This is a genomic window from Streptomyces sp. NPDC015032 (genome assembly GCF_043080425.1).
Lineage (GTDB): Bacteria > Actinomycetota > Actinomycetes > Streptomycetales > Streptomycetaceae > Streptomyces.
In genome coordinates, this window is sequence record NZ_JBIBVN010000021.1 from 1 (window position 1) to 24053 (window position 24053).

23 protein-coding genes and 3 pseudogenes are annotated in these 24053 nt (G+C 67.0%); 16 read left to right on the forward strand and 10 right to left on the reverse strand.

Translation table 11 applies throughout. The features are described 5' to 3' along the window. Positions 1-124: 124 nt before the first annotated feature. On the forward strand, positions 125-928 hold the full coding sequence (locus ACF08M_RS25860; RefSeq protein ID WP_392187654.1) for a MerR family transcriptional regulator: 804 nt from the start codon (positions 125-127) through the stop codon (positions 926-928). Positions 929-977: 49 nt separating this feature from the next. Here the strand turns inward: ACF08M_RS25860 and aac(6') are convergent, their stop codons facing one another. Further along, positions 978-1451, reverse strand: a complete 474-nt coding sequence (gene aac(6'), locus ACF08M_RS25865; RefSeq protein WP_392187763.1) for an aminoglycoside 6'-N-acetyltransferase — start codon at positions 1449-1451, stop codon at positions 978-980. Between the two features lie 146 nt (positions 1452-1597). On the opposite strand from aac(6'), the gene ACF08M_RS25870 reads away from it, so the two are divergent. The 4 genes from ACF08M_RS25870 to ACF08M_RS25885 all read left to right on the forward strand — a co-directional run bounded on the left by ACF08M_RS25870 (position 1598) and on the right by ACF08M_RS25885 (position 3375). Next, positions 1598-1852 carry a type II toxin-antitoxin system Phd/YefM family antitoxin gene (locus ACF08M_RS25870; RefSeq protein WP_266915235.1) on the forward strand — a complete coding sequence of 85 codons (255 nt, stop codon included), beginning with the start codon at positions 1598-1600 and terminating at the stop codon, positions 1850-1852. Beyond that, positions 1849-2100 (forward strand): type II toxin-antitoxin system RelE/ParE family toxin, encoded by a 252-nt coding sequence (locus ACF08M_RS25875; protein WP_392187655.1) that lies wholly within the window; start codon positions 1849-1851, stop codon positions 2098-2100. Before ACF08M_RS25870 ends, ACF08M_RS25875 begins: the two co-directional genes overlap by 4 nt. Positions 2101-2518: 418 nt before the next feature. After that, complete coding sequence (locus ACF08M_RS25880; protein WP_392187656.1) at positions 2519-2920, forward strand: RNHCP domain-containing protein; 402 nt, start codon at positions 2519-2521, stop codon at positions 2918-2920. Positions 2921-2958: 38 nt separating this feature from the next. Beyond that, on the forward strand, positions 2959-3375 hold the full coding sequence (locus ACF08M_RS25885) for an RNHCP domain-containing protein (RefSeq protein WP_392187657.1): 417 nt from the start codon (positions 2959-2961) through the stop codon (positions 3373-3375). Between the two features lie 49 nt (positions 3376-3424). On the opposite strand, the gene ACF08M_RS25890 is transcribed toward ACF08M_RS25885, so the two are convergent. Both ACF08M_RS25890 and ACF08M_RS25895 read right to left on the reverse strand, forming a co-directional pair. Continuing rightward, a complete protein-coding gene (locus tag ACF08M_RS25890; protein WP_392187658.1) occupies positions 3425-4276 on the reverse strand; it encodes an NmrA/HSCARG family protein in 852 nt (283 codons plus the stop codon). 106 nt (positions 4277-4382) lie between these two features. Then, positions 4383-4805: an ATP-binding protein gene (locus ACF08M_RS25895; RefSeq protein WP_392187659.1), complete on the reverse strand. Its 423-nt coding sequence runs from the start codon at positions 4803-4805 to the stop codon at positions 4383-4385. Between the two features lie 135 nt (positions 4806-4940). Here ACF08M_RS25895 and ACF08M_RS25900 point away from each other — a divergent pair, with 135 nt between their 5' ends. From ACF08M_RS25900 to ACF08M_RS25925, 6 genes are all read left to right on the forward strand, one after another. After that, positions 4941-5807 carry a Scr1 family TA system antitoxin-like transcriptional regulator gene (locus ACF08M_RS25900; RefSeq protein ID WP_392187660.1) on the forward strand — a complete coding sequence of 289 codons (867 nt, stop codon included), beginning with the start codon at positions 4941-4943 and terminating at the stop codon, positions 5805-5807. Further along, complete coding sequence (locus tag ACF08M_RS25905; RefSeq protein ID WP_392187661.1) at positions 5804-6049, forward strand: DUF397 domain-containing protein; 246 nt, start codon at positions 5804-5806, stop codon at positions 6047-6049. The genes ACF08M_RS25900 and ACF08M_RS25905 overlap by 4 nt, the downstream gene beginning before the upstream one ends. Before the next feature lie 327 nt (positions 6050-6376). Continuing rightward, positions 6377-7279, forward strand: coding sequence for a helix-turn-helix domain-containing protein (locus tag ACF08M_RS25910; RefSeq protein WP_392187662.1), 903 nt, complete (start codon positions 6377-6379; stop codon positions 7277-7279). A 1130-nt stretch (positions 7280-8409) separates the two neighbouring features. Then, the gene (locus ACF08M_RS25915) at positions 8410-13191 is read left to right on the forward strand and encodes an RHS repeat-associated core domain-containing protein (RefSeq protein ID WP_392187663.1); all 4782 of its coding nucleotides are present in this window, start codon (positions 8410-8412) and stop codon (positions 13189-13191) included. A 206-nt stretch (positions 13192-13397) separates the two neighbouring features. Continuing rightward, on the forward strand, positions 13398-13865 hold the full coding sequence (locus ACF08M_RS25920; protein WP_392187764.1) for a histone-like nucleoid-structuring protein Lsr2: 468 nt from the start codon (positions 13398-13400) through the stop codon (positions 13863-13865). A 128-nt stretch (positions 13866-13993) separates the two neighbouring features. Next, complete coding sequence (locus tag ACF08M_RS25925; RefSeq protein WP_392187664.1) at positions 13994-14449, forward strand: hypothetical protein; 456 nt, start codon at positions 13994-13996, stop codon at positions 14447-14449. Positions 14450-14540: 91 nt separating this feature from the next. Here the strand turns inward: ACF08M_RS25925 and ACF08M_RS25930 are convergent, their stop codons facing one another. Then, positions 14541-15197 carry a DNA-3-methyladenine glycosylase gene (locus ACF08M_RS25930; RefSeq protein ID WP_392187765.1) on the reverse strand — a complete coding sequence of 219 codons (657 nt, stop codon included), beginning with the start codon at positions 15195-15197 and terminating at the stop codon, positions 14541-14543. Positions 15198-15330: 133 nt separating this feature from the next. Further along, the gene (locus ACF08M_RS25935) at positions 15331-16158 is read right to left on the reverse strand and encodes an SMI1/KNR4 family protein (RefSeq protein ID WP_392187665.1); all 828 of its coding nucleotides are present in this window, start codon (positions 16156-16158) and stop codon (positions 15331-15333) included. On the opposite strand from ACF08M_RS25935, the gene ACF08M_RS25940 reads away from it, so the two are divergent. The 3 genes from ACF08M_RS25940 to ACF08M_RS25950 all read left to right on the forward strand — a co-directional run bounded on the left by ACF08M_RS25940 (position 16153) and on the right by ACF08M_RS25950 (position 18704). Further along, entirely contained in the window at positions 16153-17106 is a 954-nt protein-coding gene (locus ACF08M_RS25940; protein ID WP_392187666.1) for a LysR family transcriptional regulator, read from the forward strand. The two genes, ACF08M_RS25935 and ACF08M_RS25940, sit on opposite strands and share 6 nt — an antisense overlap. Positions 17107-17484: 378 nt before the next feature. After that, on the forward strand, positions 17485-18024 hold the full coding sequence (locus ACF08M_RS25945) for a DUF2690 domain-containing protein (protein WP_392187667.1): 540 nt from the start codon (positions 17485-17487) through the stop codon (positions 18022-18024). Positions 18025-18470: 446 nt separating this feature from the next. Further along, positions 18471-18704: a hypothetical protein gene (locus ACF08M_RS25950; RefSeq protein ID WP_392187668.1), complete on the forward strand. Its 234-nt coding sequence runs from the start codon at positions 18471-18473 to the stop codon at positions 18702-18704. Between the two features lie 107 nt (positions 18705-18811). Here the strand turns inward: ACF08M_RS25950 and ACF08M_RS25955 are convergent. Beyond that, positions 18812-19300: pseudogene (locus tag ACF08M_RS25955) on the reverse strand (transposase); the annotation flags it as partial. Positions 19301-19369: 69 nt separating this feature from the next. Then, a complete protein-coding gene (locus tag ACF08M_RS25960) occupies positions 19370-19897 on the reverse strand; it encodes a GNAT family N-acetyltransferase (RefSeq protein ID WP_392187669.1) in 528 nt (175 codons plus the stop codon). Positions 19898-20080: 183 nt separating this feature from the next. Between ACF08M_RS25960 and ACF08M_RS25965 the strand changes: the two are divergent. Further along, positions 20081-20967 (forward strand): annotated as a pseudogene (locus tag ACF08M_RS25965) (IS5 family transposase). 20 nt (positions 20968-20987) lie between these two features. Here ACF08M_RS25965 and ACF08M_RS25970 read toward each other — a convergent pair. Then, a complete protein-coding gene (locus ACF08M_RS25970) occupies positions 20988-22472 on the reverse strand; it encodes a peptidoglycan D,D-transpeptidase FtsI family protein (protein WP_392187670.1) in 1485 nt (494 codons plus the stop codon). Between the two features lie 334 nt (positions 22473-22806). On the opposite strand from ACF08M_RS25970, the pseudogene ACF08M_RS25975 reads away from it, so the two are divergent. Beyond that, positions 22807-23106 (forward strand): annotated as a pseudogene (locus ACF08M_RS25975) (tyrosine-type recombinase/integrase); the annotation flags it as partial. 194 nt (positions 23107-23300) lie between these two features. Here ACF08M_RS25975 and ACF08M_RS25980 read toward each other — a convergent pair. Then, entirely contained in the window at positions 23301-23807 is a 507-nt protein-coding gene (locus ACF08M_RS25980; RefSeq protein ID WP_392187671.1) for an SUKH-3 domain-containing protein, read from the reverse strand. Beyond that, the gene (locus tag ACF08M_RS25985) at positions 23807-24028 is read right to left on the reverse strand and encodes a YwqJ-related putative deaminase (protein ID WP_106969952.1); all 222 of its coding nucleotides are present in this window, start codon (positions 24026-24028) and stop codon (positions 23807-23809) included. Before ACF08M_RS25985 ends, ACF08M_RS25980 begins: the two co-directional genes overlap by 1 nt. Positions 24029-24053 lie beyond the last annotated feature (25 nt).

Sequence of the window (24053 nt, forward strand, 5' to 3'; positions counted from 1 at the left end):
CCCGAACACCCACCGTCACCCTCGCCCCATGAACGGGACCCACACCCCCAAAACCGACAGCGCGGGATTGACGAACGACATAGAGGCACCCCCCCGGGCGCCGGTCGCAGCGACAATCAGGAGCATGCCTGATACCACTGACGCCGATGGCCTGCCCGTCGGCCAGGTCTCGACACGCCTGGGCGTGACGGTCCGCGCCCTGCACCACTGGGACGAGATCGGTCTTGCGCGACCGTCGCTGCGCACGGCTGCCGGATACCGGCTCTACACCGCCGGTGACCTGGAACGCCTGCACCGCATCGTCGTCTACCGTGAGATCGGTCTCGGCCTGGACAGGATTCAGGCCATCCTGGACGACTCGACCGCAGACGTACCCGGCGCACTGCGCGCGCAGCGCACCCAGGTCGCGGAACGGATCGACCGCCTGCAACAGCTCGGCGCCGGACTGGATCGGATGATCGACGCCCACGAGCGCGGCCTGCTGCTGACCGCAGAGCAGCAGGCCGCGATCTTCGGCCCCCAGTGGGACCCGGACGGGCCCGCCCAAGCCCGTCAGCGCTGGGGAGGCACGACGCAATGGCGGCAGTACGCCGAACGCTCCGCCTCTCGCGGTCCGGAGGAATTGCAGGCAATCGCCGACGCCGTCGCCGCCCTCGATCGCGCCCTCGGCGATGCGATGGACGCCGACGTCACACCTGGCAGCCCGGAAGCGAATCAGCTCGTCGAACGGCACCGGGAAGTCTTCGCTTCGTACTTTCCCCTCACCAGGCAAATGCAGGTCTGTCTCGGCCGCATGTACGAGGCCGATCCGGCATTCGCCGCCCACTACGACGGCATCCGCGCCGGCCTTGCCGCGTGGTTCCGTCAAATCGTCGACGCCGACGCGCGCGCCCACGGCATCGACCCCGACACCGCGATCTGGCAGTAGAACGCGGGTCCGGAAGCGTCGGTCGACATGCCGCGGACCACGCTGGATTTCAAGCCAGCTCGTCCGCGAGCAGGTCCATCAGCAGACCGTCCTGCCAGACCCCCGTCCGGTGGTCCCGCCAGTACGCCCGCATGATTCCCACGGGTTTGAACCCGACCTTGCCGTAGCAGCGGATCGCCGCGGCGTTGGCCGAGGCGGGATCGATGGTCAGCCGGTGATGGCCGCGTTCCCCCACCAGCCACCAGGCCAGCGTGCGCACCGTATCGGTACCGAGGCCCTTCCCGTGGTGCCTCGCCGTCAGGAAGATGTCGATGCCCGCGTGGCGGAACTCGGGATCGTTCTCCTCATTGAACTGGACTGCGCCGATGACCTCACCCTCGAAAACGACGGCCAGCATGCGTTCGTAGCCGTCCGGGGGCGACCACCACGCCGCGACTTCCGGTTCCCTCACGACCCTTTCGAGGATCTCGTCCTCGCCATCGGCCACCGGCCGCAACACGACCTTGTCCCCACGCAGCTCCATGCCCTCATTCTCTCCGAGGGGTACGGAGAACGCCGAGGCATTGTCGTCCAGCACTCGCGACACTCCGCCCCGTTCACGTATCAGGAAGTCGGCTCACGCGCGGACACCGATTGGACACAAGATGCAACAAGTGTACACTTCTGCACATGAGCGACACGTTGCCGATCACTGAAGCCCGCGCCCGCTTCGGCTCTCTTGTCCGTAGAGCCTCCAACGCGCGGGAACGCATCACGATCACCGACCACGGCCAGCCCGCAGCCATACTGATCAACCCCCAGGAGCTGGCCGAGCTGGAGGATGCACTGGCTCTTGCCCAGTACCAGGCGCGCCAGGCCGCTGGCGCGGTGGAAACGGTCCCGCATGACCAGGTCCGCGCACGACTTGGCCTGGAGCAGCGTTGACGTATCTGATCACCTGGGACGAGCACGCCATCGACCAGGCTGCCCGGTTCCTCAAGGACGACCCCGACGGCTTGCGCCAATTAATGGATGCTGTCGACATGCTCGCCGACAACCCTCTGCCGCAGGGGTCGGCACCGTATGGCTCGCCCACGCTGCGACGCGTGCATGTCGGGCGCTACCGCGTGCTGTACGAGATCAAAGAGGCCCAGGTCACCATCATCGTGATCCACGTCGGCCGCGTCGGCTGACCTCCGCCGGACCTCTGGAGAGAGCGACGAGCCGGAGCTCGAAGTCCCGCCCCCGCCCGCGCCCGATATTCGCTGGAGTCCGATAGGGGCGCGTTGTTACGGTGCTCGCACCTCGACCACGGTGCCGACCGTCGGCGACCTACGGGCGTTCGCCCTGGAAAGCAGTTGATGTATGCCCCGGCCAGTAGTTCCGAGCCTCCCTCGCCGCGCCTTCATCCGCGCCGGGGCGATCGGAGCCGCGTGCACGCGCACGCCCGCGGCATCGCACTGACCCGCGCAACCTGACCGGTACGCGCTTCCTTTCCGTCAGTACGTGATTCCCGGCCGATGCCTCATGCCTCCCCGGCCGCCGCCCCCGAGGGCCGCTCGGTACTTCCCTGCTGCATTGCTCATCCTCTTCGGCAAGGAGAAAACCCGGGTGTCCACCGACAACCCCCAGCACCGTACGACCAAGTCCTCCCAGCACGGCGCCAGCGCCTATCTGAGGACCGATACCTTCACCTGCCTGTGGTGCGGGCTGACCGTCGCCACGCTCGCGCCCGACGGCAGCCGTCGCAACCACTGCCCCAGCTGCCTGCACTCGAAGCACTGCCTCGACCACGTCGAGGGCGGCCCGTCCGGCTGCGGGGCGCGTATGACCCCGATCTCCATCGCGGTGCTCCGCACCGGTGACTGGATGGTCATCCACCGCTGCACCCGCTGCGACGAGCTGACCTCGAACCCGGTCTGCGGGGACGACAACCAGCTGATCCTGATGCGGATGGCCGTACGTCCACTGGCCCAACCGCCCTTCCCCCTCGAAGCGTTCGGCGATCTGTGAGCCACCGGAGCGACCGAGGAACGGACGGAGGACCCACCATGCCACGACGTGGACCCCGGCGGTCGTCGCACCGCCCGCAGAGACGGAAGGATGTCCTGCACGGACCGGGCGGCGCCCACGGCGACGCGTTCCGTTGCGTCGGCTGCCGGCTCGACGTACCACTGACCGCCCCGGGCACCGCCCATCGCAACCACTGCCCGCACTGCCTGACCAGCCTGCACGTCGATCTGCGGATACCGGGCGACCGGGCCGCCGACTGCCGCGGGCGGATGACGGCGCTCAGCCTGTCCGTCCGGCAGGACGGGGAATGGACACTCATCCATGAGTGCCTGACATGCGGTGAGCTCAGTGCCAACCGCATCGCGGGTGACGACAACGCCCTCGCGCTCATGCGCATGGCCGTACGCCCTCTGTCGGACCCCCTCGTCCCCGTACGGGCGCTGCGCATGCTGTGACGCGGGCACGGCCTCTGCCCGAGCCGCCCGGCTCGGGCAGAGGTGGGGGTCACCCGCGTGGCGTCGGCCATTCCTGGGTGCCGGCCCAGTCGGCGTACGAGGTCCAGGGGACCGTGGGGAACCAGCTCCGCAGCGCCCCCAGATCCACCTGGTAACCGGTGCCCGCGAGGAACTTGTACATGGCGTACATGTCGGGGTTGGTGCGCAGGTCCTCCAGCGGCGTCTGCCGGAACGCCACCTTGCCGCCTGCGGCAAGGCCGATCTCCTCGGCCATCCGGAGCGGCGTGGGGTCGTCGCCCGCCACCTCGATCCGCTGCCCGGTCCAGCGGCCCGGATCGGCCACGACGGCGGCCACCACCCGGCCGAGGTCCTGCCTCGCCACCTGCTGGAGAGGCGTGTCACCGGGAAGCGGCATGGTCAGGACACCGGCGGCGACCTCGTCCAGAGCGCCCAGCGCGTTGTCGTAGAAGTAGGTCGGTGCCACCACCGTCGCCGGAAGCCCGGAGCCGGCGAGCAGCTCTTCGATCCTGGCCTTGGTCTCGAAGTGCGGGACCCCCGTGCCACGGTCCGCACTGGCGACGGAGGCCAGCACCAGATGCGGCAGCGCGGCCTCCTCGGCGGCCCGTACGATCGCCGCACCCTGCGCCACCTCCGCGTCCAGACCGTCCTGGAACGGTGTGGTGACGGCGAACGCGGCCGCCGCGCCCCGGAACGCCTCGGCGAGCGAGGCCGCGTCGAGCAGATCCCCGGGCACGACCTCCGCCCCGGCCGCCGCCAGCACCCTGGCCCGCCTGCCGCCGGGATCGCGCACCACGGCGCGCACGGCACGCCCCGCCTCCAGCAGGGCGGCGACCACGGCGCTGCCCTGGCCGCCGGTTGCTCCGAGTACCGCGATGGACATGGGTCCTCCCTGATCGAGGGGCATGGGTCCATGCTGACCAGCAGCGGCCGGACCTGCCACCGGGACACACCCGGGCGGTGGGTGTCGGCCCCACCTCATGCCCGCGTCAATGATGACCGATAGGCAACTCGGCCCAGACCGTCTTGCCCACGGCCCGGTCGGTGACCCCCCAGGACGTGGCCAGCGCCTCGACCAGATGCAGGCCGTACCCGGACTCCGCGCCGGGCCGGAGGCCACGCTGCTCCGGTCCTCGCTCACCCCGCGCGTCCGACACCTCGATACGGAGCGTGTCCGCGAGGGGGACGAGCCTCAGTTCGAAGTCCCGTCCCTGTACGTGCCCGTGCAGCACCGCGTTGGCCGCCAGCTCGGACACGATCACTGCGGCGTCCTCGGAGAGCTCGCTCCCGTACGGCACACCCCACCCGTCGAGTTGATGCACAGCAAGCCGGCGGGCGAGCCGTGCCCCGCGGCGGGTGGCGCTGAAGCGCTGGACGAACTCGGCGCCCACAAGGGTGATTTCGACGTTCATGTGACTCAGCGTGTCCGGTTCCTCGTACGCTGACCAGGAGTGACACCACGACGCCGAGTAGCTGTACGGGCACGCCCGGTCGGCTGTACGGGGCGTCGGCCGTGACCGGACGGACAGAGAAGCGGTGCGGGGCAGATGGCGAACGCGGAACGCGAAGAAAGGCCGGAACGCCCGGCCGAATCGGATGGAACGGCGCACCTGTTCCGGGCGCTGGGCAAACAGATCAAGGCGCTGCGCGAACGCGCGGGCCTGAGCCAGAAGGACCTGGGCCTCGCGGCGCATTGCGGGGAGGACCTGATCTCGGCGATGGAACGGGGGGTGCGGACGCCGCAACCGGAGTTCCTGATCCGCGTGGACCCACTGCTCGATGCGGGTGGGGTGCTGTGTGCCGCTGTTGACGAGGTACGGGAGGCGATGGCGAAGGTGCGTACGCGGCATCCGGACTGGTTCCGGAACTACGCGCGGGTGGAGGCGGATGCGCTCGCGTTGCACATCTACAGCACGCAAGCCGTGCCAGGCCTGCTACAGACCGAGGGCTATGCGCGTGCAGTCTTCACACAGCGACGCCCCTTGCTAGACGAGCAGACGATCGAGAAACGGGTGGCGGACCGCATGGATCGCCAGCAGATCTTCGACCGCTGGCCCGCACCAACATTCAGCTACGTGCTGGAGCAGGTCGCACTGGAACGCCCAATCGGCGGGAGCACCATTCACAGGCAGCAGTTGCAGAGGCTCTTGAATGTTGGCCGCATGCGGACCGTGGAGCTCCAGGTCATGACAACGGACAGGGAGGACCACCCAAGTCTGGATGCGGCGTTCACTCTCCTCACCCCCAAGGGCCGCCAAGAAACGGCGTACACAGAGACGTACGGCCATGCGCGGCTGATTACTGACCCGGAGGAGGTCCGCGTGTTCAGCGAGCGCTATGGGATTATCCGCTCGCGGGCTCTCACGCCCACGGAGTCCCTGACGCTGATCGAGAAGATGCTGGGAGAGCGATGAATATCGAGCAACTCCACTGGTTCAAGAGCAGCTACAGCAGCGGCGAGGGTGGCGAGTGCATCGAGGTCGCCTACGACTGGCACAAGTCCAGCTACAGCAGCGGCGAGGGCGGCGCCTGCGTCGAGGTAGCCGCCTGCCCCACCACCATCCACATCCGCGACTCCAAGAACGTCCAGGGCCCCCACCTCGACGTCGCCCCAACCGCCTGGTCCGCGTTCGTCACGTACGCCCGCCAGGGCTGATCGCCCCAGGTCCGCGCCCCCGCACCGGATCGCGACAGCCGCGACCCGGTGCGCCGCGACCCGGCTGACCGCGACGCGGCGGGCCCCGACGTAAAAAGGCTTTTAAAGGCTTTGGGAATAAGAAACTTCCCCAAACCCAACCCAACCCCTCCCCCAGCAACGTGCAGGAGCCCGTCACCCGCACGGGTGAGGTTCGCCAACTGAGCTGGCTTTCGGGGCTATTGGCTGGCATATGCTCGCCGCGACAACCGCACACAGACGTCGGCCCCCGGCCGGGACTCGCAATCCCGATCGAGGGCCTGACCACCGAGGAAGAGACGCTTCCCGATGGATACCCAGCAGGTTAGCGCGCCCCCGCGCACCCCGTCTCCCGTTCGCGGGAGCGCCACGCCGACATCCGGTGTCATGCACATCAACACCCGGCACACCAGCCGCTTCACCGTCATCGGCAACCATCTCGCCCAGCACCGTGAGCTCTCCCTGCTCGCGATCGGGCTCTCGACGTACATCCAGTCGCTGCCCGCCGGGGCGCGGATCGGCATCAAGACGCTCGCCGAGCGGTTTCCCGACAGCGAGGCCCGTATCGCCGCCGCGCTGCGCGAACTGGAGGCCCATGGCTACCTGAGCCGCACCCGTGAGCGGCTGGCCAATGGCCGCGTCGTCACGCGTACGTGCTCCTACAACCAGCCGACCCGCACCGCGCAACCCCACCCGGCCCCGCCCCCGTCGCCCAAGCCACGCCGCCAGGCACCCGCCCCCGCCCCCGCGCCCATGGCCGCCACGCCCGCACCTCCGCCCCCGCCGACGCGTACACCCACACCCACACCCACACCCACGCCGCTCCCCCAGCCGCGCAACCCGCTCCCCAAGCACCTCCGCGCCGCCACCGCGCTGCTCACCGATCTCCCCCGCCACTCGGCACAGATCGCCCTCACCGAGAAGGACGTCGTCCTGCTCGCCCCCGCCGCAGCCACCTGGTTAGAACGCGGCACCACGCCCGCCGCCCTCCGGCATGCCCTCACCCACGACCTGCCTCAGCCCCTCAGACACCCCGCCAAGCTCCTGCGGCACCGGCTCACCGCTCTCCTCCCGCCCCCACCGGCCCCGGGGCAGCCCACGGTCCCGCTCCAGAACTGCGACCGCTGCGACCGGGGCTTCCGCTCCCCCACCCCGGGCAACTGCCGCGACTGCACAACCGATGAACCGCGCCTCCTGTCGGGAGCGCCATGAGGGTCTCTCACGGAATGTCGCACACTGTCGGCCCTTGGGGGAGAAGCGCCTGCGCGGTAGCAATGTCGCAGCTGGCCGCCGTGGCGGCTTCAGCCGCGGTCATCCCTTGCGCGCCCGGGTCGGACTTCGGGTTCGTCGCCGTCGACGCGATCGGCGACTTCCTTTCCCAGCGGGAGTCCGCCGCCCTGGTCCAGCGCACGGGCTTCTGCGACTGCGGACGCCTCATCCTTAACGGCCGTCCTTCCCGCGGACCGCATTCGAGCTCGCTTCGAGGCGGAACTCGCCGTTCGAGCCCCCAGCCCTGATAGCGCTCCTGAAGCATGTCCGCACAGCCCACCGAGTAGGACACGCCCACGCCGGTCACGATCGAGTTCCCGACGCGGTGATGTGGCCGGACACCGCCGCCTCCTCCTTGCCTGAGCTCATCCCGCACTCCTGACCCGCACGTTCAGCTGCCGCTCGTCCGGGAGGGCTTGGCGTCAAGGAAGGCGGTGTCTCGGCTCCTTGCCGACCTGCTCGACCATCGCCGCGCAGAGGGCCTCGTCCGTCGGCGACATCTTCGTCCAGGGGCTGGTGATCCACCATCCGTCCTGTGCCACCGCGGTCGAATTCAGCGGCGGCCGACGGTGGCACGAACAAGGCCACACGGAACGACGCAGAACGCGCTGAGACTGCAGGCGACGAGGAGCAAGAGGTACAGCCAGTAGCTGAAGTCGTGGCCAGTGGACTCTGCGGCAAGGTAGGTGTAGGTCAGTGCGGTGGATTCCGGTGTGGGCAAGCCCGGCTGCCCAGCCCAGGCGTCTCAGCCCGTATCCCAGTCCGATGAACGCCCAGAACAGGGCGGGGCCTGCCATCGTCATGGCCGCAGCCACGGGCGGAGCGGTGATCTCGTGGTCGGTGGCGAGGGCGTTGAGCTGCGGAAAGCAGACGAACGCCCAGAGCACAGAGTAGGCAGCGGCGAAACCTGAACCCGCGAGAGTGATTACGCGGAGGGTTCGGCTTGCGGCAGGCGTGGCCGCTGACCAAGCGAGCCGCTTTCACAAGCTGACAGAGGGAAGCGGGCCTGGTGATGCGGCTACCAGCGTAGCTGTCGGGCTGTTGATCTGGAAGTTCGCTAATCATTTCATGGCATGCTGATTCACCTCGTTTTGGTTGAGCTGTCGCGAACTGGGGGCTGTTGCGTCGTGGGTTACACAATTCCTGATGGCGTCGACACGATGCTCGATGTGGTCGGAGTGGGCTGGCCTAACGTTGACGAGGATGCCTACCGCGATATGGCGGACGCGTTGCGGGAGTTCGGGGAGGACGCAGAGGACGACGCGTACGCGGCATATCAGCACGTCCAGACTCTGCTCGCGAGCGGGCGAAGCGAGTCACTGACCGCGCTGGACAGACACTGGTCGAAGGTGCAGGGCAAGCACAAAGATCTAGCGAAGGCCGCGCGGATCGTCGCGGGTGCGTTGGACCGAGTTGCGGACATCATCGTGGCCCGGAAGATTGCCGCGGTGGCCGAACTCGCAGACCTGTGCGCGACGGTGGGCATTACGTTGGTGTTCGCTCCGGTGACGGCTGGCCTGTCAACACTTTTGGCGGGCGCGAAGATCGCGGCTACGCGCATCGCGTTCAAGCGGATCCTGAAGGAGATGGCTGAGGAGGCCGTGGCGGAGATCGTCGCGACACTCACGGAGCCGGTAGTAGCCGCGATCGAGAACATCGTGGCAGACCTGGCGGTCCAGACCGTGCTGAACGTCACCGGCGTGCAGGACGGCTACGACACAGACCAAACGGTGCAGGCGGGCAAAGAAGGACTTCAGCTCAACTCGGTGGGTGGTTCTGGCGGCTCAGGCCCCCATAGCGACCTGGACCTCGACCATGACGCACACAGCAAGGCCGGAACGCGCCTGGCCAGCGTTCAGATCAGTATGCGTGAGAAGACGGGCGGCAAGCTCGGCAAGGCCAAGGGGCACCACGGCCGCGCCAAGGGCAACGACTCTTTGACCGCCGCGCTTGACACGACCATCGACGGAGTAATGGAGAAGCTCGGCAAGGCACTCGGCGACCTCGGTGACCACATCGGCAAAACGGTGCCCGAGGGCATCACCAGGAGTTCCAAGATCCATAGGGAGACTGACCACGACGTCCACGACCGCCTCAAAAGCCTTTCCACCAAGGATCCTAAGGGCGGCCAAGTCCGCCGCGATACCTCACAGGGTCGGCCGAACCACAAGAGCGGCAGCATGCGTGTCAAGCCGGCCTCCCTCAATCAGGTCAAGGGAGACCCGCGCCGTCACGCCATCTCTTTGGAGAAGAAGACCTGTAAAAACGACCCGGTCGATGTCGCCACCGGCGAGATGACGCTCCCCCAGGCGGACCTGGTGCTCCCGGGAACCCTGCCGCTGGCGCTCCGGCGTACCCACCTCTCGCAGTACCGATATGGTCGTTGGTTCGGACGCAGTTGGGCTTCCACTCTCGATGAGCGCATAGAGATGGATGTCAGAGGGCGGGCAGCGATCTGGGCGCGGGAGGATGGGTCCGTGCTCGTCTACCCGCGGCTGCCGGTTTCTGAGGAAGCGGAGGGCATCCTGCCCATCGAAGGGGCCCGTCTGCCCCTGACCTACGGCGGGCAGGACAACGCGTCCACGACGTACCGAATAACCGATCCGGTCTCCGGGACCACCCGTCACTTCATCGGCAGCCCGTACAACGAGTCTCCCGCGTACTGGCTGAGCAAGGTCGAGGACCGCAACCACAACGGCATCACCTTCGTTCGCCGCGGCGACGGAGCTCCGGTCCAGGTGGTGCACGACGGCGGTTACCAGGTCACGCTACGCGTCGAGGACGACCGGGTGGCCGAGATCTCACTGCGCACGTCCGAAGGTCCGGCCTCCGTACGCCGCTACGGCTACGACCACGAGGGGAACCTCGATGCGGTTATCAACTCCTCGGGTCTTGCCTTGCGGTTCGCCTACGATTCACAGGCACGCATCACGTCGTGGACCGACCGCAACGACTCCACCTTCCATTACGTCTATGACGCTCAGGGGCGAGTTGAGCGCACGATCGGGCCCGAGGGGTTCCTGTCTTCGACATTCGCGTACGAGGAGCCCCCTGAAGCGGGCCATATCGGCCGGCTCACCCGGTACACGGACTCAATCGGTGCTACCACCGTGTTCCACCTCAACGACCGCCACCAGGTCGTGGCCGAGACTGACCCTCTGGGAAACACCACCCAGCACACCTTTGATGCCTACGACCGGGTCCTGACGGTCACCGACCCGCTTGGACACACGACGCGGCTCGAGCGTGACGAGGCCGGCCGCATCATTGCCATGACTGCGCCGGACGGCGAACGCACCGCTGCGGTCTACAACGACCAGTTTCTACCGATCGAGATCGCCGAGCGCGGCGGCACGCGCTTCCGCTACGAGTACGACGCAGTCGGCAACCGCACCGCCGTGACCAACCCTGTCGGCGAGCGGACAGAGTACGTGCCCGACAGCACAGGCGCTGTCAGCGAGATCCGTCCCGCAGCAGGCGGAGCGGTCCGTGTCACGAACAACGCTGCAGGGCTGCCGGTGGCCGTCACGGCGGCCACCGGGGCTACTGTCGCCTGCATCCGGGACGCGTTTGGCCGTATTACCGCTGCCACCGATGCGGAGGGCGGAACGCTGCACCAGGGTTGGACCATTGATGGCCACCTGTCCTGGCGTGAACTGCCCGACGGCACCCGTGAGGAGTGGACCTGGGACGGGGAGGGCAACCTTCTGACCCACACCGACCGCATGGGCCGCACCACTACCCACAGTTACACCCACTTCGATCTCCCAGCCGGCACCCGCAGTACCGACGAGCCCGGCTACGCCTTCACCCACGACAGCGAACTGCGTCTGACCAAGGTCACCGACACCCGCGGCCGGGAGTGGACCTACATCTATGACCAAGCCGGAAGACTCGTGCGGGAGAGCGACTTCGACGGGCGCACCCTGACCTACCAGCACGACGCGGCCGGCCGCCTGGTCAAGCGAACCAACGCGGCAGGACAGAGCATCGCCTACGCACGTGATGTCTTAGGCCGAGTTGTCCAGACGTCTCACAACGGCAAGATGAACTCGACCTTCTCCTATACTCCCACGGGCCGCATCCAGCAGATCGACAGCGCCGACGCGCACATCACGCTCGAAGTTGATGACGCAGGTCGGATCGTGGCCGAGACACTCAACGGGCACACATTCCGCTACGCCTACGACGCACAAGGCCGTCGCACCTGGCGGCGTGCCCCCTGTGGTGCCGAGAGCAGCCTTGAATACGGGCCCGCAGGCCTCAGCACCTATTCCGTCGGGGAGCACACGTTCCGCTTCGAGCGCGACGCGCTCGGCCGGGAACTCTCCCGGACCCTGGATGGTTCGCTGGCCGTACGGCAGGACTGGGACCCGGTCGGGCGGATCACCCGGCACAGCCTCAGCAGCCCCGACGCGGAGATCCTCGAAAGGGTTTTCACCTATCAGCCAGACGGCACCCCGGTCGGCATCAACGACAGCATCATGGGCCGCCGCACCTTCGCCCTCGACACAGCCAGCCGTATCACCGGCGTGCAGGCCCGGGGCTGGAGTGAGCAGTACTCCTACAACACCGCAGGCGACCAGACACGAGCCGACCTTCCCGCGTCAGCCCCCGGGCAGGACAGCGCCGGTGACCGCCTCTATGACGGCACCCGCCTGACCCGCTCGGGAAGAACGCACTACACCTACGACACGCAAGGCCGACTGACCACACGCAGCGTGCGGACCCTCAGCGGAAAGCACCTGACCTGGACCTTCCAGTGGGACGCCGAAGACCATCTCGTGCAGGTCCGCACCCCTCGCGAAACCGTTTGGCGTTACTCCTACGACGGCCTCGGCCGCAGGATCGCCAAGGTCCACCAGCATCCGGACGGGGCCGTCATTGAACGCATCGCATACGGATGGGACGGATACCAGCTGGCTGAGCAGCGGACCGGTAACACCGTGCTGGTGTGGGACTACACCGGCCTGTACCCGCTTGCCCAGCGCGAGACAAAACACCAGGGCTGCGACCAGCAGGACGTCGACCGCCGTTTCTTTGCCATCGTCACCGACCTGACCGGCAGCCCGAACTACATGGTCTCCCCCGGCGGAACCGTGGCCTGGCGGGCGCGCTCCACCGCCTGGGGTGCAACGCAGTGGAACAGTGATGCCGCCGCGTACACGCCTCTGCGGTATCCGGGGCAGTACTTCGATCCCGAGACCGGCCTGCATTACAACGTCCACCGCTACTACGACCCGCAGACCGGCCGCTACATCAGCCCGGACCCGCTGGGTCTGGCGCCGGCGGCAAACCACTACGCCTATGTGCCCAACCCATTCACTATGGCGGACCCCCTGGGCTTGGCCGGCTGTTCTCCGGACCATACCTGGGGCGGCAGGGTCGTATTCACCCAGGACGAGCACGGCAGGCCGAGCGAGATGCATGCCACAGTCACGCGCGACATGCTCGACGAGGGCACCCTCGCCAACAACTCGCTGAGACCACAGGGCTTCCTCCACGGCAACGACTACAACCAGGCCCGCGGGCACATGCTGGCTCGGATGCTGGGCGGCACCGGTGACAACCTCGATAATCTATTCACCATCACCCAAAATCCGACCAACAGTCCCCATATGCGCGACCTGGAGCAGCAGATCTACGACGCCGTAGCAGGCAACCCCGCCCAGAGTGTCGCTGGCCAGACCGTCCAGTACAGCGTTTACCTCGAATACACCGACGGCAGAGCAGACTCCGTACCGTCGCGCATCTACATGCAAGCGGACGGCTCTCACGGCTACCAACTCGACACCGATTTCGCCAACCCCGACCACGCAGCACAGCAGAACCGACGCCGCCTAGGAATCCAATGACCGACCTCACCGCCCTCACCCGGCTCTGCCCACCCCCCAGCCAGGCCATGAACATCCACTGGGACACGATCGAAGCCCGCCTCGGCATGCCTCTGCCGCAGGACTACAAACAGCTCGCCAACCGCTACGGTCCCGGAACATTCAACAGCTACTTCCACATCTTCCACCCCCACGGCGTGACCGAATTCGTCAACCTCACCGGGCCCATGCCCGGCCGGATCCGTGCGCAGCTGCGCACGGACTACGACCGGGGCACACACCCCGTCCCCTACGATCCCGAAAAGCTCTTCGCCTGCGGCGCCACCGACAACGGCGAGTACCTCTTCTGGATCAGCGACCCCGCAAATGCCCCCGACCGCTGGCGCATCACGGTCAACGAAGCCCGCGGCCCCGGCTGGTTCACCTACGACGGAAACCTCACAGCCTTCCTCGTCTCCGTCCTCGACGGGCAGCTCCAAGTCCCTCTGTTCCCGCCCAGCATCCTTGATGCCCCTGCCCGCTTCACCCCCTCACACCCCACCCTCTGGAAACCACAACCCCCCACCGACGTCCAACCCGTCGACACCGCAGCGATCCGCTCCTGGGCACGCGCCAACGGCTACGACGTACCATCCCGAGGACGGATCCCCCTCGAGATCCGCGAAGCCTGGGAACGCGCGTCTCACGGAAATTAGCGGAAGTTGAGCCGGATTTGCAGCGTGCAGGCTGCCCGTTCAGCCGGGATGCGAGCGTTCGGTGGTAAGGGTCGGACTGTCAGACATGAGCACTAGCGTGTGCGGCCATGGCTGACATCTTTGAGCTCATGCTCACGCTGGACCTGCGTGACGAATTGTCGGGGGAGGAACTCGCCGAGCTCCAATGGCACCTCGGGCTGGGCCCCCAGCCGAAGGTCCTCCGAATCGTGACCGACTTTCCGTCTGTGGTGGAGGATGATCACGGGGAACTCATCGTCGAGAACCATCCTGAGCCTCTTCTGGGCTACCACGGCGAGGCGTTCAAGGTGGACGGTGCACTTGTCTCGGTCCTGTTGCGCAAGCAGAACACCCGGCGTGATGCCTGGGCTCTGACCAGTCGGCAGGAGATCCATCCCGACGACTTCGAGCGCACTGGCGAACTCCTCACCTGGCTCGCGGACAAGGCCGACGATTCTCATCGACGCCCCGATGGCAGCGTCAACCTGGGATGGATCCGGTTCTACGAAGAGCGTCGGCCCGAACCGCTGGTGGTGCGTGACGGCGTAGTCATCTGGCGGTCGTAACTGGGGCTTTCCTTGGCCGGCTGGGGGGTGGCGCCTCTCCGGGCAAGGCGTCTGGTCATGTTCAAGGCAGCCGTCAGCGTGTTCGGGGCTGTCAGGTACGGGAGCGGGGGGCAGCGGTCGGTTCGCCGCTGGATCTCCGCTTGGGGACGTGGGCGCGGTAGGGGCTGACGCTGGGGTCACCGTCGATCCAGAAGCGCCAGGGGGTCGTTGCGCCCTCGCCGGAGACGCCGGTGCGCGGGCCGGTGCGGATCAGCGCCGGGTCGGGGGGCGTGCCGGTCAGGACGCTGAAGGTTGCACCGTCCCCACAGGCGTCGGCGCCGTTGTGGGCTCGGTCGACGCCGACGGCCACGGTCAGCCTGGCCGGGCCCTGGGCGAGTTCGCGGTCCTTGCGGGCGGTGGGGCGGCGTCCGCGCGCGAGTTCGACGCCGTCCAGGACCTCACCCGCGCGCAACAGCACGGCCGACGAGTGCCCGGCCTCACTGGTAACGAGGTTCATGCAGAAGTGCATGCCGTAGGTGAAGTACACGTAGATGTGCCCGGGCGGCCCGAACATGGCCTCGTTGCGCGGGGTGCGGCCCCGATATGCATGCGAGCCCGGGTCGTCCCGGCCGTTGTACGCCTCGACTTCGGTGAGGCGCAATGCCACAGTCCCCTCCGGCATCGCGCAGACCAGGGTGCGGCCCAGCAGGTCGGGTGCGACCTCCACGACATGACGGTCAAAGAATTCACGGTCGAGCCGCTGGTTCATCCGTTCGAGCACGCCGCAGAGTGCATACGGCAGCCGCTTGAGCCTCCCCGCGTCCGCCCCGCCCCGACTCACCGTTCTGGGCGGGCGGTTCGCGAGAAGCCGTCCTCTCTTGACGGGGCCGCGCGGCTGGAGCTCAGGTTGTCGGCGTGCCGACGGCGTGTTCCGCTTCATCGAGCCAGGCGAAGTAGAACTGGCCGAACGAGATGCGGTGGCCCTCGGGGTCGTCGTCGAGGTGGTCGGGGATGAGATGAACCCCGTCACCTTCCGGGTCGCACCACATCGTGCCCTGTTCGGGCCCGGTGATCGCGAGCCACTCCGTGGAGCCGCACCCATGGTGACAGACAGGCAACGCACCTGTTGTCCGCAGGTCCTCGTCGAGTTGACGACTGCGTACGGCCCAGGCCCGCTTGGCGGCCTTCGCCTCCTCGCTGTTCGGATCGGGGTACCGCTCCGGGTATTCGTCCGGGTGGTCAGCGTCCAAGGCATCCTGGAGATCGTCCGCGGAGGCATGCAAGGGATTGGGAAACGGTTTGCCGATCCGGCTGTGATCTACGAGGCCCCGGCCATCGTTGAACCACCGCCATCCTTCGGTTGCCGTTTTCTTCAGCACGAAGATGCCGTATGAGGGGCCGGCGCCTCCGGCGCCGACGTGGAGAAGGAACTCTCGATAGTCCTCGGGCAGCTCCACCGCCATCTGCTCTTCCACTTCGAGCAGTTCCTGCGGCGAAAGCGGATCTTCGAGTACCCATTGGTGTCCCTCGCTTCCGAACACCTCGTCAGCCCCGGGGGCCTTCCCGAGACTGAGTACCCTGTCGCGGACACCGGACCAATCAACAGTCGTCATGGGCACGCAGCTTAGCCTCGCCGTTTCGGTGGGGCTAAGCGCAGGCAGGAATGCCTCAGAGCAGGCGGTAGATTCTTCAACATGGCATTGCGTGGCGATGGAGCTGAGTCCGTGCACGCGGGGCCGCCGAACGGGGGTGCGGATCCGAGTACCCATCAACTCCGGCTTTTCCTTGCCCTGACAGAGGAACTGCACTTCGGGTGGGCTGCCGCACGGCTGCTGATCACCCAACCGGCATTCAGCCAGCAGATCCGATGCCTGGAACGGCGCCTGGGGCTCCAGCTGATCGACCGCACCTCCCGAACCGTCGAGCTGACCTCCTCAGGACACGCGTTGCTGCCCAGGGCGCGCGCAGTAACGGACGCGATGGCCGAGCTGCACCGCACTGCCGAGGCGCAGTCGCGAGAAGTGTCCGAACACATCGTGATCGGCGCACTCTCGACCGAGCCCGTGATGCCGCGCAGCCAGGCCATCCTCGACGAGCGGAACAAGCAGCGCCCGGGACTGACCGTGGAGGTACGCGCCCTCAACTTCCTAAACCGGTACGAGGCGTTGAACTCCGGCGAGGTGGACGTCGCCTTCGTGCGCCCGCCGGCACCGCCCGGCCTCCAGGTGTTGGAGCTGGTCGAGGAACCCCGCGTCGTCTGCCTCCCGTCCGAGGATCCCCTCGCGGACAGGGCCGAGGTGAAGCTGGAACAGCTCTCCGGGCGCCCCGTGGTCACCATGCCGCCAGAGTCACCACCCCAGGAGTGGCGCGACTTCTGGGCCGTCAGCCCCCGCCCCGACGGGGTGCCCATCCTCTTCGGCCCGCTCACCTTGGACGTAGAGGGCGTGCTTCACGCGATCTCACGCCGTCAGGCCATCGGCATCCTCCCGGCCTCGGTCCGCACCTTCTACCCTCGCCCCGGCGTCATCTACCGGGACCTGGTGGACGTTTCTCCATGCACGATGGCCCTCGCATGGCCCGCCAAGAACCGTGACCGCGCCGGCATCACCCTGTTCCGGACCATCGCGCGCACGATCGTTCAGAACGCAGCCGAACAGGAAGAGGGGCACTGCTACTAGCGGCCTTCGCTGCTGGCCTCCGCCACCTGCCGACCGTGCCGCGGGACTGACCGCCGCGCCGCAGCGGTGCGACATTACCGACCGCGGCCCTGCGCCCGGGCACTTCGCGCTGCTGCAGCTCAGGCGCGACCGCGCCGAGGAACTCGATCGGCGGCGAATGAGCGAACCAAGGACGGGGTCACGACGCCGGGGGTGCCGCTGACTTGCACTGAACCCCACTCAAGGAGCCCGTCGCCCCACCACGGGTTCGGGACAGCCCTGCCTCTCAACTGACACGATAAGGAGAACACTATCAATCCGGCGAACAATCGAATCAATTGCCCTGCTTTTGCTTCGAGTTGAAATGACACAATCAAAGTGCTCGCCTCAAGGACACCAGTGAGTGCGAAGTATGAGACGTGTCGAAATTCGAACCTGGGGGAATTCATGATCGCGGTTATTCGCCGCAAGGTTGTCGCCGCCCTTGCGGCGACGGCGGCTCTCGGCACACTGGGAGTCGCAGCAACACCGGCCGGAGCCACGGAGCAGCCGATCGCAACGCGAGCCGCGGCCGCGGGGTGCTTCGACGGGGGCTGTACCGGGAAAGACCCGCAGGCACTGGGGTGCGCGGCCGATGCCGTCACTGTCGAGCAGATCTTCGTCTGGGAAAACGTCTGGGATCTCCGCTACTCGCGTGCGTGCAACGCCCATTGGGGCCGTCTGTCGAAGCTGGGCGCAGGGAGCGGTTCGACGACCAATCTTGACGGCGCCCCGCCGGATCGTCCTGGGTACACGTTCACAGCTTGGGCGACCACCTACACGCCGGCGGGCATGGGAAAAACCTGGACGGCCATGGGCGCTGGACGAGACAGCGTCCGCGTGTGTGCGCACGTGGACTATGTGCGGCCGACACCTTGGTACTGCACCAAGTGGTACTGAGAACACCCTGTTCCCGGGGACGAGCTGTTCCAGGTCCCCGGGCAGGGTAACCGCGGGATACAGGTGCCGGTGTCGCCGCCAGCGGGACCGCGGACGCGTGGCCGGCCATCGGTCCGGGCCTGCCGGACAGGCCGCGCGGCACACGAATGGTGACAGAGGCCGCACAGATAGATGCAGAGCGCACGCTTGTGAGGATTCTGCAACGAGGGAGCCGATCGGATTGAAGCATGACCCATTTTCATGATCGTCTATTCATGCCGGACGACATGCTGGCGACCCCAACATATTTGGTCGGCAGTGCGAGCTGAGGCAAGTGGAGACGGTTCACATCGCGAACACGGAAGAGAGCGCAGCCATTACCCGGCCGACGCGATCACATGCCGATGCGAATCGGTAGCGATGACCGGATCCCCCTCGACTCACGCTCCCCGACCGCAGGAGGAAGAATGCGTAAGAAGTTCGCGAAGATCGCGGTCATCGCTGCCGGTGTCATGATGTTCTCCGGCGCCGTCGGCGCGACGGCGCAGGCAGCCGACGGCGTGCCGGACAAGACCTACATTGTTGAGAGCGACGCCCAGTGCTACGCCTGGGGGAAGGCATTCGTCGAATCGGGCGAGTACAAGGGCTTCGGCTGCATGGTGCGGGCGGACGGCCGGTGGGACCTCGACCTCATGAAGTAGGCGTCCCAAAATCCGGTGTGCCTCTGTCGACCGTCTGATACACGGCAGCCCGGATGCAAACGAAATCCCGGCCACGTCGACGGCCGGGATTTCATGCGTTGTCAACGGCCATCAGGATTTCGTCCGCCGGCCTGGACGGCGGGTATGCCCTGGCCGGTCTCGGCGGCCTGCATCCAGGCGGTCTCCCGGGCCGAGGCGCGGGCCGCTCGCAGCGAAGCGAGTACTGCGTTGTCGGTGTCGGCGAGCAACCGCCAGGCCGTGGGCGTGGAAGCGACCGGTCCGAACACCTCGCCCTGGTTCCGCAGCACGGCCAGATCCCCTGTCGCCTCACCGCCGTCGGCGAGCATCACCGCGAGATCGGTGAAGGTCCGACCTGGATCGTGCCCGGTGCCACGCGGTCGCAGCGCCCTGAGTGCAGTGGAGTATGCGGTGGTCAGACCAGTGGCATCGGCAAGATCCGCCAGCAAACGTGCGCCCGCGTGCCCGACCACCCCCGAACCGTCAGTGGAGACGTGGAGCTTGGGACGAGAACCGATACCCTGCGCGCACAAAGTGCCTTGCGCTTGGACCGAGAGAACCACTCGGCAAGGTTTCATCGTCCCAGCTCAGAAGGCACTTTCGTATTCGCTCCCCGCTTCCGGCCTCATCTCAACCGAAACGGCGAGTCAGTCGCCGAGGACCCGCTCCCACAGCAGCCCGTCCCGCCAGCTCCCGTCGAGAAAGATCGAGGAGTGCGCGACGCCGTACGGGCTGAACCCGTTGCGGCGCAGCACCCGCTGCGACGGCAGATTCTCCAGATTTGTGGACGCCTCGGCGCGGTGCAACCCGAGTTCGTCCGTCATCACCCGGAGTACAAGCCCGACGGCGTGCCCGGCGTGCCCTTGATTCTGGGCCACGCTGGCGATCCAGTATCCAACGGAGCCGCGGCGCAGGTGCGGCTGCGGCAGGATGCCTCCGACGGTAATCTGCCCGATCACCTGGTCATCGGCGAGCACCACGCCCGGCCAGACCGTGCCGGCCCGGTATCCGGCCAGCAGGCTGTCGATCCGCTCCGCCTGGCCCTCTGGGGTGAAGAAGTCGGCCGACTGGGCCGGTTCCCACGGCCGGAAAGCCTCGAAGTCCCGCACCCGATGCGCGGCGATCGGAGCGGCGTCGGTGGGCTCGATCAGGCGGATCCCGGTGCTGCTGCGCATGGGCTGATCCTCGTCGCGGTGCGTCGGATGAGACGTCCAGCCTATGCGAGGGTGCCCGCGCCGCCGCACCCTCGCCCCCTTCGCACCCCGCGCCCGCACGGGCGCCGCTCGCCCGTCCGGCGGGACCACCACCAGCGCCGCGATCATCACCCCCGCGGCGCCGTACGACCGTTGGGGAGCGATATGCCCGTACTGCCGTCGTGGCTGACCGAACCACTGTGGGACCAGTTCTCTGCCCTGCTCCCGACACGGCCCGTTTTCGATCCGGCCCACCCGCTGGGCTGCCACCGCCGCCGTATCAGCGACCGCACCGTCTTCGACAAACTCCTGCAGGTCCTGCGGTTCAACTGCTCCTACCAGGCCATCGCGGACGCCACGTGCTCGGCGAGTACGATCCGGGCCCGCCGGGATGAGTGGATACGCCTGAGGATCTTCGCCCTGCTGAAGCAGATCGCGCTGGACGCCTACGATCGCGTTGCCGGTCCCGTTCTGGATCGGATCGCGATCGACGGCGCGATCACCAAGGCCCCCGCGGCGGGGGCGAGGCGGCCGGGCGTTCACCCGTCGACCGGGGCAAGCAGGGGATGAAACGCTCGGGTATGACGGACGGCTACGGCATTCCCCTCGGCCGCATCCTGGCCGGCGCCAACCGCCACAACTCTCCTCTCCTCGCCCCCGCCCAGGACCTCCTGGAAGAGCTTGGGCCGTTGCCCGAGGCGCTCACCGTGCGCCTCGACGCCGGCTACGACTCCGCCACCACCCGCACCCTCCTCAACGAGCACGGACTGCACGGCCGGATCGCCCGCAAGGGGATCAAAGCGCCCATCCAGGCCACCCAGCAATGGCACGTCGAAGGCGCGCGCGCCTGGCAGAACACCTTCAACCGGCCCACCCGCTGCTACGAACGGCGCGCCACCGTCATCGATGCCTTCTTCGACCTCGCCGACACCATCATCACCGTCCGTAGCCTCATCCGCCGAACCTGGGCCACCCACCGCTGGGACACACCCGCTGGGACACACGCCCTCAACGCCGGCGGTGATCATGTGCCTATTCGTGCGGCCTCATAGCGATCCCTCTTCCCTGGTCGTCACACCCCCAGCACCGCTCGCATCACGCTCTTCGCGATCGGCGCACCCAGCCGGCCACCGGAGATGTCCGACCGGGAGATGTCCATGTCCGTCGGGTCGATGAACACCGCGACCGCCACCGACCGGCCGTCGGACTTCTTGCCGTACGAGACGAACCAGCCGTACGGCACCTCGTCCTTCACGTTGACACCGCGCTGCGCCGTACCAGTCTTGCCGCCGACCGTGACGCCGTCGATCAACGCCCGCTGGGCGCTGCCCTCCTTGGCCGTGAACTCCATCATTTCCCGGACCTTCTTCGCCGTCTCCTCGGACACGGCCTGGCTCTTGAGCTTCGGCTCGTTCTTCTCCAGGACCGACAGGTCGGGGCCGCGCAGCTCGTCGACGATGTACGGCTGCATCAGCTTGCCGTCGTTGGCGAGGGCGGCCGTCACCATCGCCATCTGCATCGGTGTGCTGGTGAGGCTGCCCTGCCCCATGCCCGTCAGGGCGGTTCCGGGCTTGTCCAGTTCCTTCGGGTAGAGGCTCTTGGTGGCGAGCATGTCGCCGAACTCATCGTCGTAGACATCGGAGTTGAAGCCGAACTTCTCCGCGGTCTCACGCATCTTGTCGGCGCCGACCTTGGACGCCGCATCGAGGAAGACGTTGTTGCAGGAGTGCTGCATCGCGGTCTTCATGGACGCCTTGTTGCACACCGCGTCGCCGGCCTCGCTGCCGATCTTGTTCGTGGAGAGCGGCAGGGGGTACGGGGAGACGGCGTCGGTCCGCGCGTCGACGTCGGTGACCACGCCGTTCTCCAGGGCCGCGGCCGCCGTGAGGATCTTGAACGTCGAGCCGGGCGGGAAGGTCTCCCGCAGCGCGCGGTTGGCCAGCGGCTTGCTCTTGTCTTTGACGAGCGCCTGGAACTTGTCCCCCTCCTTGAACGAGTTCCCGGCGAAGACGGACGGGTCGTACGAGGGGGTGGAGACGAGGGAGAGGACCTTCCCCGTACTCGGTTCCAGCGCGACGACCGCGCCCCGCGCGCCGAGGTCGGTCAGTGCCTTGTAGCCGGCCTTCTGCGCCTTCGGGTTGATCGTGGTGATCACATCACCGCCGCGCCGCTGATCGCCGGTGATGATGTCCTTGGCGTGCCGGAACGCGAACCGGTCGTCCTGCCCGCTGAGGATGCTGTCGTACGTCTTCTCCAGGAGGGACATGCCCTGCGACTGGGAGGCGTACCCGGTGACGGGGGCATACATCGGGCCCTGTTTGAAGGTCCGCTTGTACTTGAAGTCCGTTCCGTCGACCGCCTTGGAACCGGTGACCGAGTCGCTGCCGACGACGATGTCGCCGCGCGGAGTGGCGAACTGGGTGATCTTCACCCGGCGGTTCTTCTCATGAGTGGCCAGGGGCTCACTCTGGAAGTACTGGAGCCAGTTCGCCCGCAGCAGCAGTGCCATCACCAGCAGCCCGCAGAATATGGCTATGTGCCGCAACGGCCTGTTCATCCCGATCCACTCCCATGCTCATCACCCATTTGGTCCTCAAACAATAGGGATGCTGGTTCCGCACGGATGGGTTGCACCCCGCAACCATCTGTGCGGGGCCCTTCCGGCCGGGAAGTGCGGGCCGTCCTGGACGCGGCCGGGTGCGCAGAACGTGGGCGTGGGCATGACCGTTCAGAGGCCACGCCCCGCGTTGCCAATCCCTCCCGCAGCCGTCCGCACCAACGGCGACGGGTCCGGTCTACCAGCACACAGCCGGACGCCAGGAAGCCGCCGGGTACGTCCTCGCCCCGTGCAATGCTCGCAAGCGCGTCCGAGCCTACGGCACCACCCGCACGGAAGCCCTGGCCCGACCAGCCTCACCCGTGCCTTCAACACGCTCCGCCGCAAGGCCGGCCTCCGCCGCACCCGTTTCCACGACCTCAGGCATTCCACCGCACCCCTTCTCCTGGAGCAGAGGGGCGAACTCGTCGTGATCAAGGAACTCCTCGGCCACGCCCATATCGGCGTCACCGCAGGCGTCTACGCCCACGTCCGGCTCCGCCTCCAGCGCCAAGCCATCGACGCCCTGGGGGATGCCCTCGGCACCGGGGACGGTGATCCTGACGACCCACCTGCCGCAGTCGTAGTCCGCTGACGTTGCCGTCACCGTTGCCGTCAAGGCACCCAAAAGCCCCACCGGCACCATTGCCGGTGGGGCTTTTGAATTCACACTTCTAGGCTATTCCCGTGGAATCAGAAGAACGTTCTGGGCGCTGCCTTCTGAGAGCCACTCCTCGGACTCTTTTCTGACTGATGGCTCATCCACACTTCCCGAGGGGCACCTGAGCCCTACTTGGGCCACGGCTTCATCCCCTCGGGCGCATGAGCGCAGATCAACGGGCGATCCGCGCTCACCATAAGGTCCAAGCCCTCGTAGGGTGTGCTTCCGATGCTCCAGATCAGGCCGTTCGCGTAAGCGGCCACAGCCCCGTCCGGCCGCATGAAGACATGCGAGTAGCTGAGCCACCAGCCGACGGGAAACCATGAACCGCCGAGGGCTGAGCCGATCGCCGAGGCTTCGTCCTGATGCCTGCCGCCAGCCCCCACGGCATCGACGAAGAACGGTTCGCCGTTGATGAAGTTGGGGCCGTCCTCACGGGCCGGCCCAATCTTCAGACCTCGGAACGATTCGAGGAAGGCGGTTGCCAATGGGCTCGGGATGTACCCCTGCGCCTCCAGAGACTGGATGTCGGAGGACACGTCGAGGTGTCGCCCGGGGTACCAGCCAGCCTGCCGCAGGGCGGAAACCGTTGCCGGGTTCAATCGGGAGGTGAAATCCTCCGGTTCGCCGCTCACTAGTAATTCACCCCCAAGCTGTCCATCACTCGGCGGCACGCCTTGCACGGGGTGGCAGGAGCACCGTGGTCACCCTTGGGCGTATCGCTCACATGCACCGTAGTCATGTTCCCGCCTCGGATACCCGGTTCACCTTCTCTTGCATACGCCTTGCTCAGGCACTGCATCTCCGCACATCCACCGTTCATCGGGTGGGCCTGCTGCTCGAAGATCTCCGCCATTTCATCCGGAGCGGTGACAGGCTCC

Bases quoted from the DNA above. Each gene is read 5' to 3' on its own strand.
- ACF08M_RS25860 (WP_392187654.1), top strand. From the start codon at position 125: ATGCCTGATACCACTGACGCCGATGGCCTGCCCGTCGGCCAGGTCTCG.
- ACF08M_RS25870 (WP_266915235.1), top strand. From the start codon at position 1,598: ATGAGCGACACGTTGCCGATCACTGAAGCCCGCGCCCGCTTCGGCTCT.
- ACF08M_RS25885 (WP_392187657.1), top strand. From the start codon at position 2,959: ATGCCACGACGTGGACCCCGGCGGTCGTCGCACCGCCCGCAGAGACGG.
- ACF08M_RS25890 (WP_392187658.1), bottom strand. From the start codon at position 4,276: ATGTCCATCGCGGTACTCGGAGCAACCGGCGGCCAGGGCAGCGCCGTG.
- ACF08M_RS25895 (WP_392187659.1), bottom strand. From the start codon at position 4,805: ATGAACGTCGAAATCACCCTTGTGGGCGCCGAGTTCGTCCAGCGCTTC.
- ACF08M_RS25900 (WP_392187660.1), top strand. From the start codon at position 4,941: ATGGCGAACGCGGAACGCGAAGAAAGGCCGGAACGCCCGGCCGAATCG.
- ACF08M_RS25905 (WP_392187661.1), top strand. From the start codon at position 5,804: ATGAATATCGAGCAACTCCACTGGTTCAAGAGCAGCTACAGCAGCGGC.
- ACF08M_RS25910 (WP_392187662.1), top strand. From the start codon at position 6,377: ATGGATACCCAGCAGGTTAGCGCGCCCCCGCGCACCCCGTCTCCCGTT.
- ACF08M_RS25915 (WP_392187663.1), top strand. From the start codon at position 8,410: ATGCTGATTCACCTCGTTTTGGTTGAGCTGTCGCGAACTGGGGGCTGT.
- ACF08M_RS25920 (WP_392187764.1), top strand. From the start codon at position 13,398: ATGCCCGGCCGGATCCGTGCGCAGCTGCGCACGGACTACGACCGGGGC.
- ACF08M_RS25925 (WP_392187664.1), top strand. From the start codon at position 13,994: ATGCTCACGCTGGACCTGCGTGACGAATTGTCGGGGGAGGAACTCGCC.
- ACF08M_RS25930 (WP_392187765.1), bottom strand. From the start codon at position 15,197: ATGAACCAGCGGCTCGACCGTGAATTCTTTGACCGTCATGTCGTGGAG.
- ACF08M_RS25950 (WP_392187668.1), top strand. From the start codon at position 18,471: ATGCGTAAGAAGTTCGCGAAGATCGCGGTCATCGCTGCCGGTGTCATG.
- ACF08M_RS25960 (WP_392187669.1), bottom strand. From the start codon at position 19,897: ATGCGCAGCAGCACCGGGATCCGCCTGATCGAGCCCACCGACGCCGCT.
- ACF08M_RS25970 (WP_392187670.1), bottom strand. From the start codon at position 22,472: ATGAACAGGCCGTTGCGGCACATAGCCATATTCTGCGGGCTGCTGGTG.
- ACF08M_RS25985 (WP_106969952.1), bottom strand. From the start codon at position 24,028: ATGGCGGAGATCTTCGAGCAGCAGGCCCACCCGATGAACGGTGGATGT.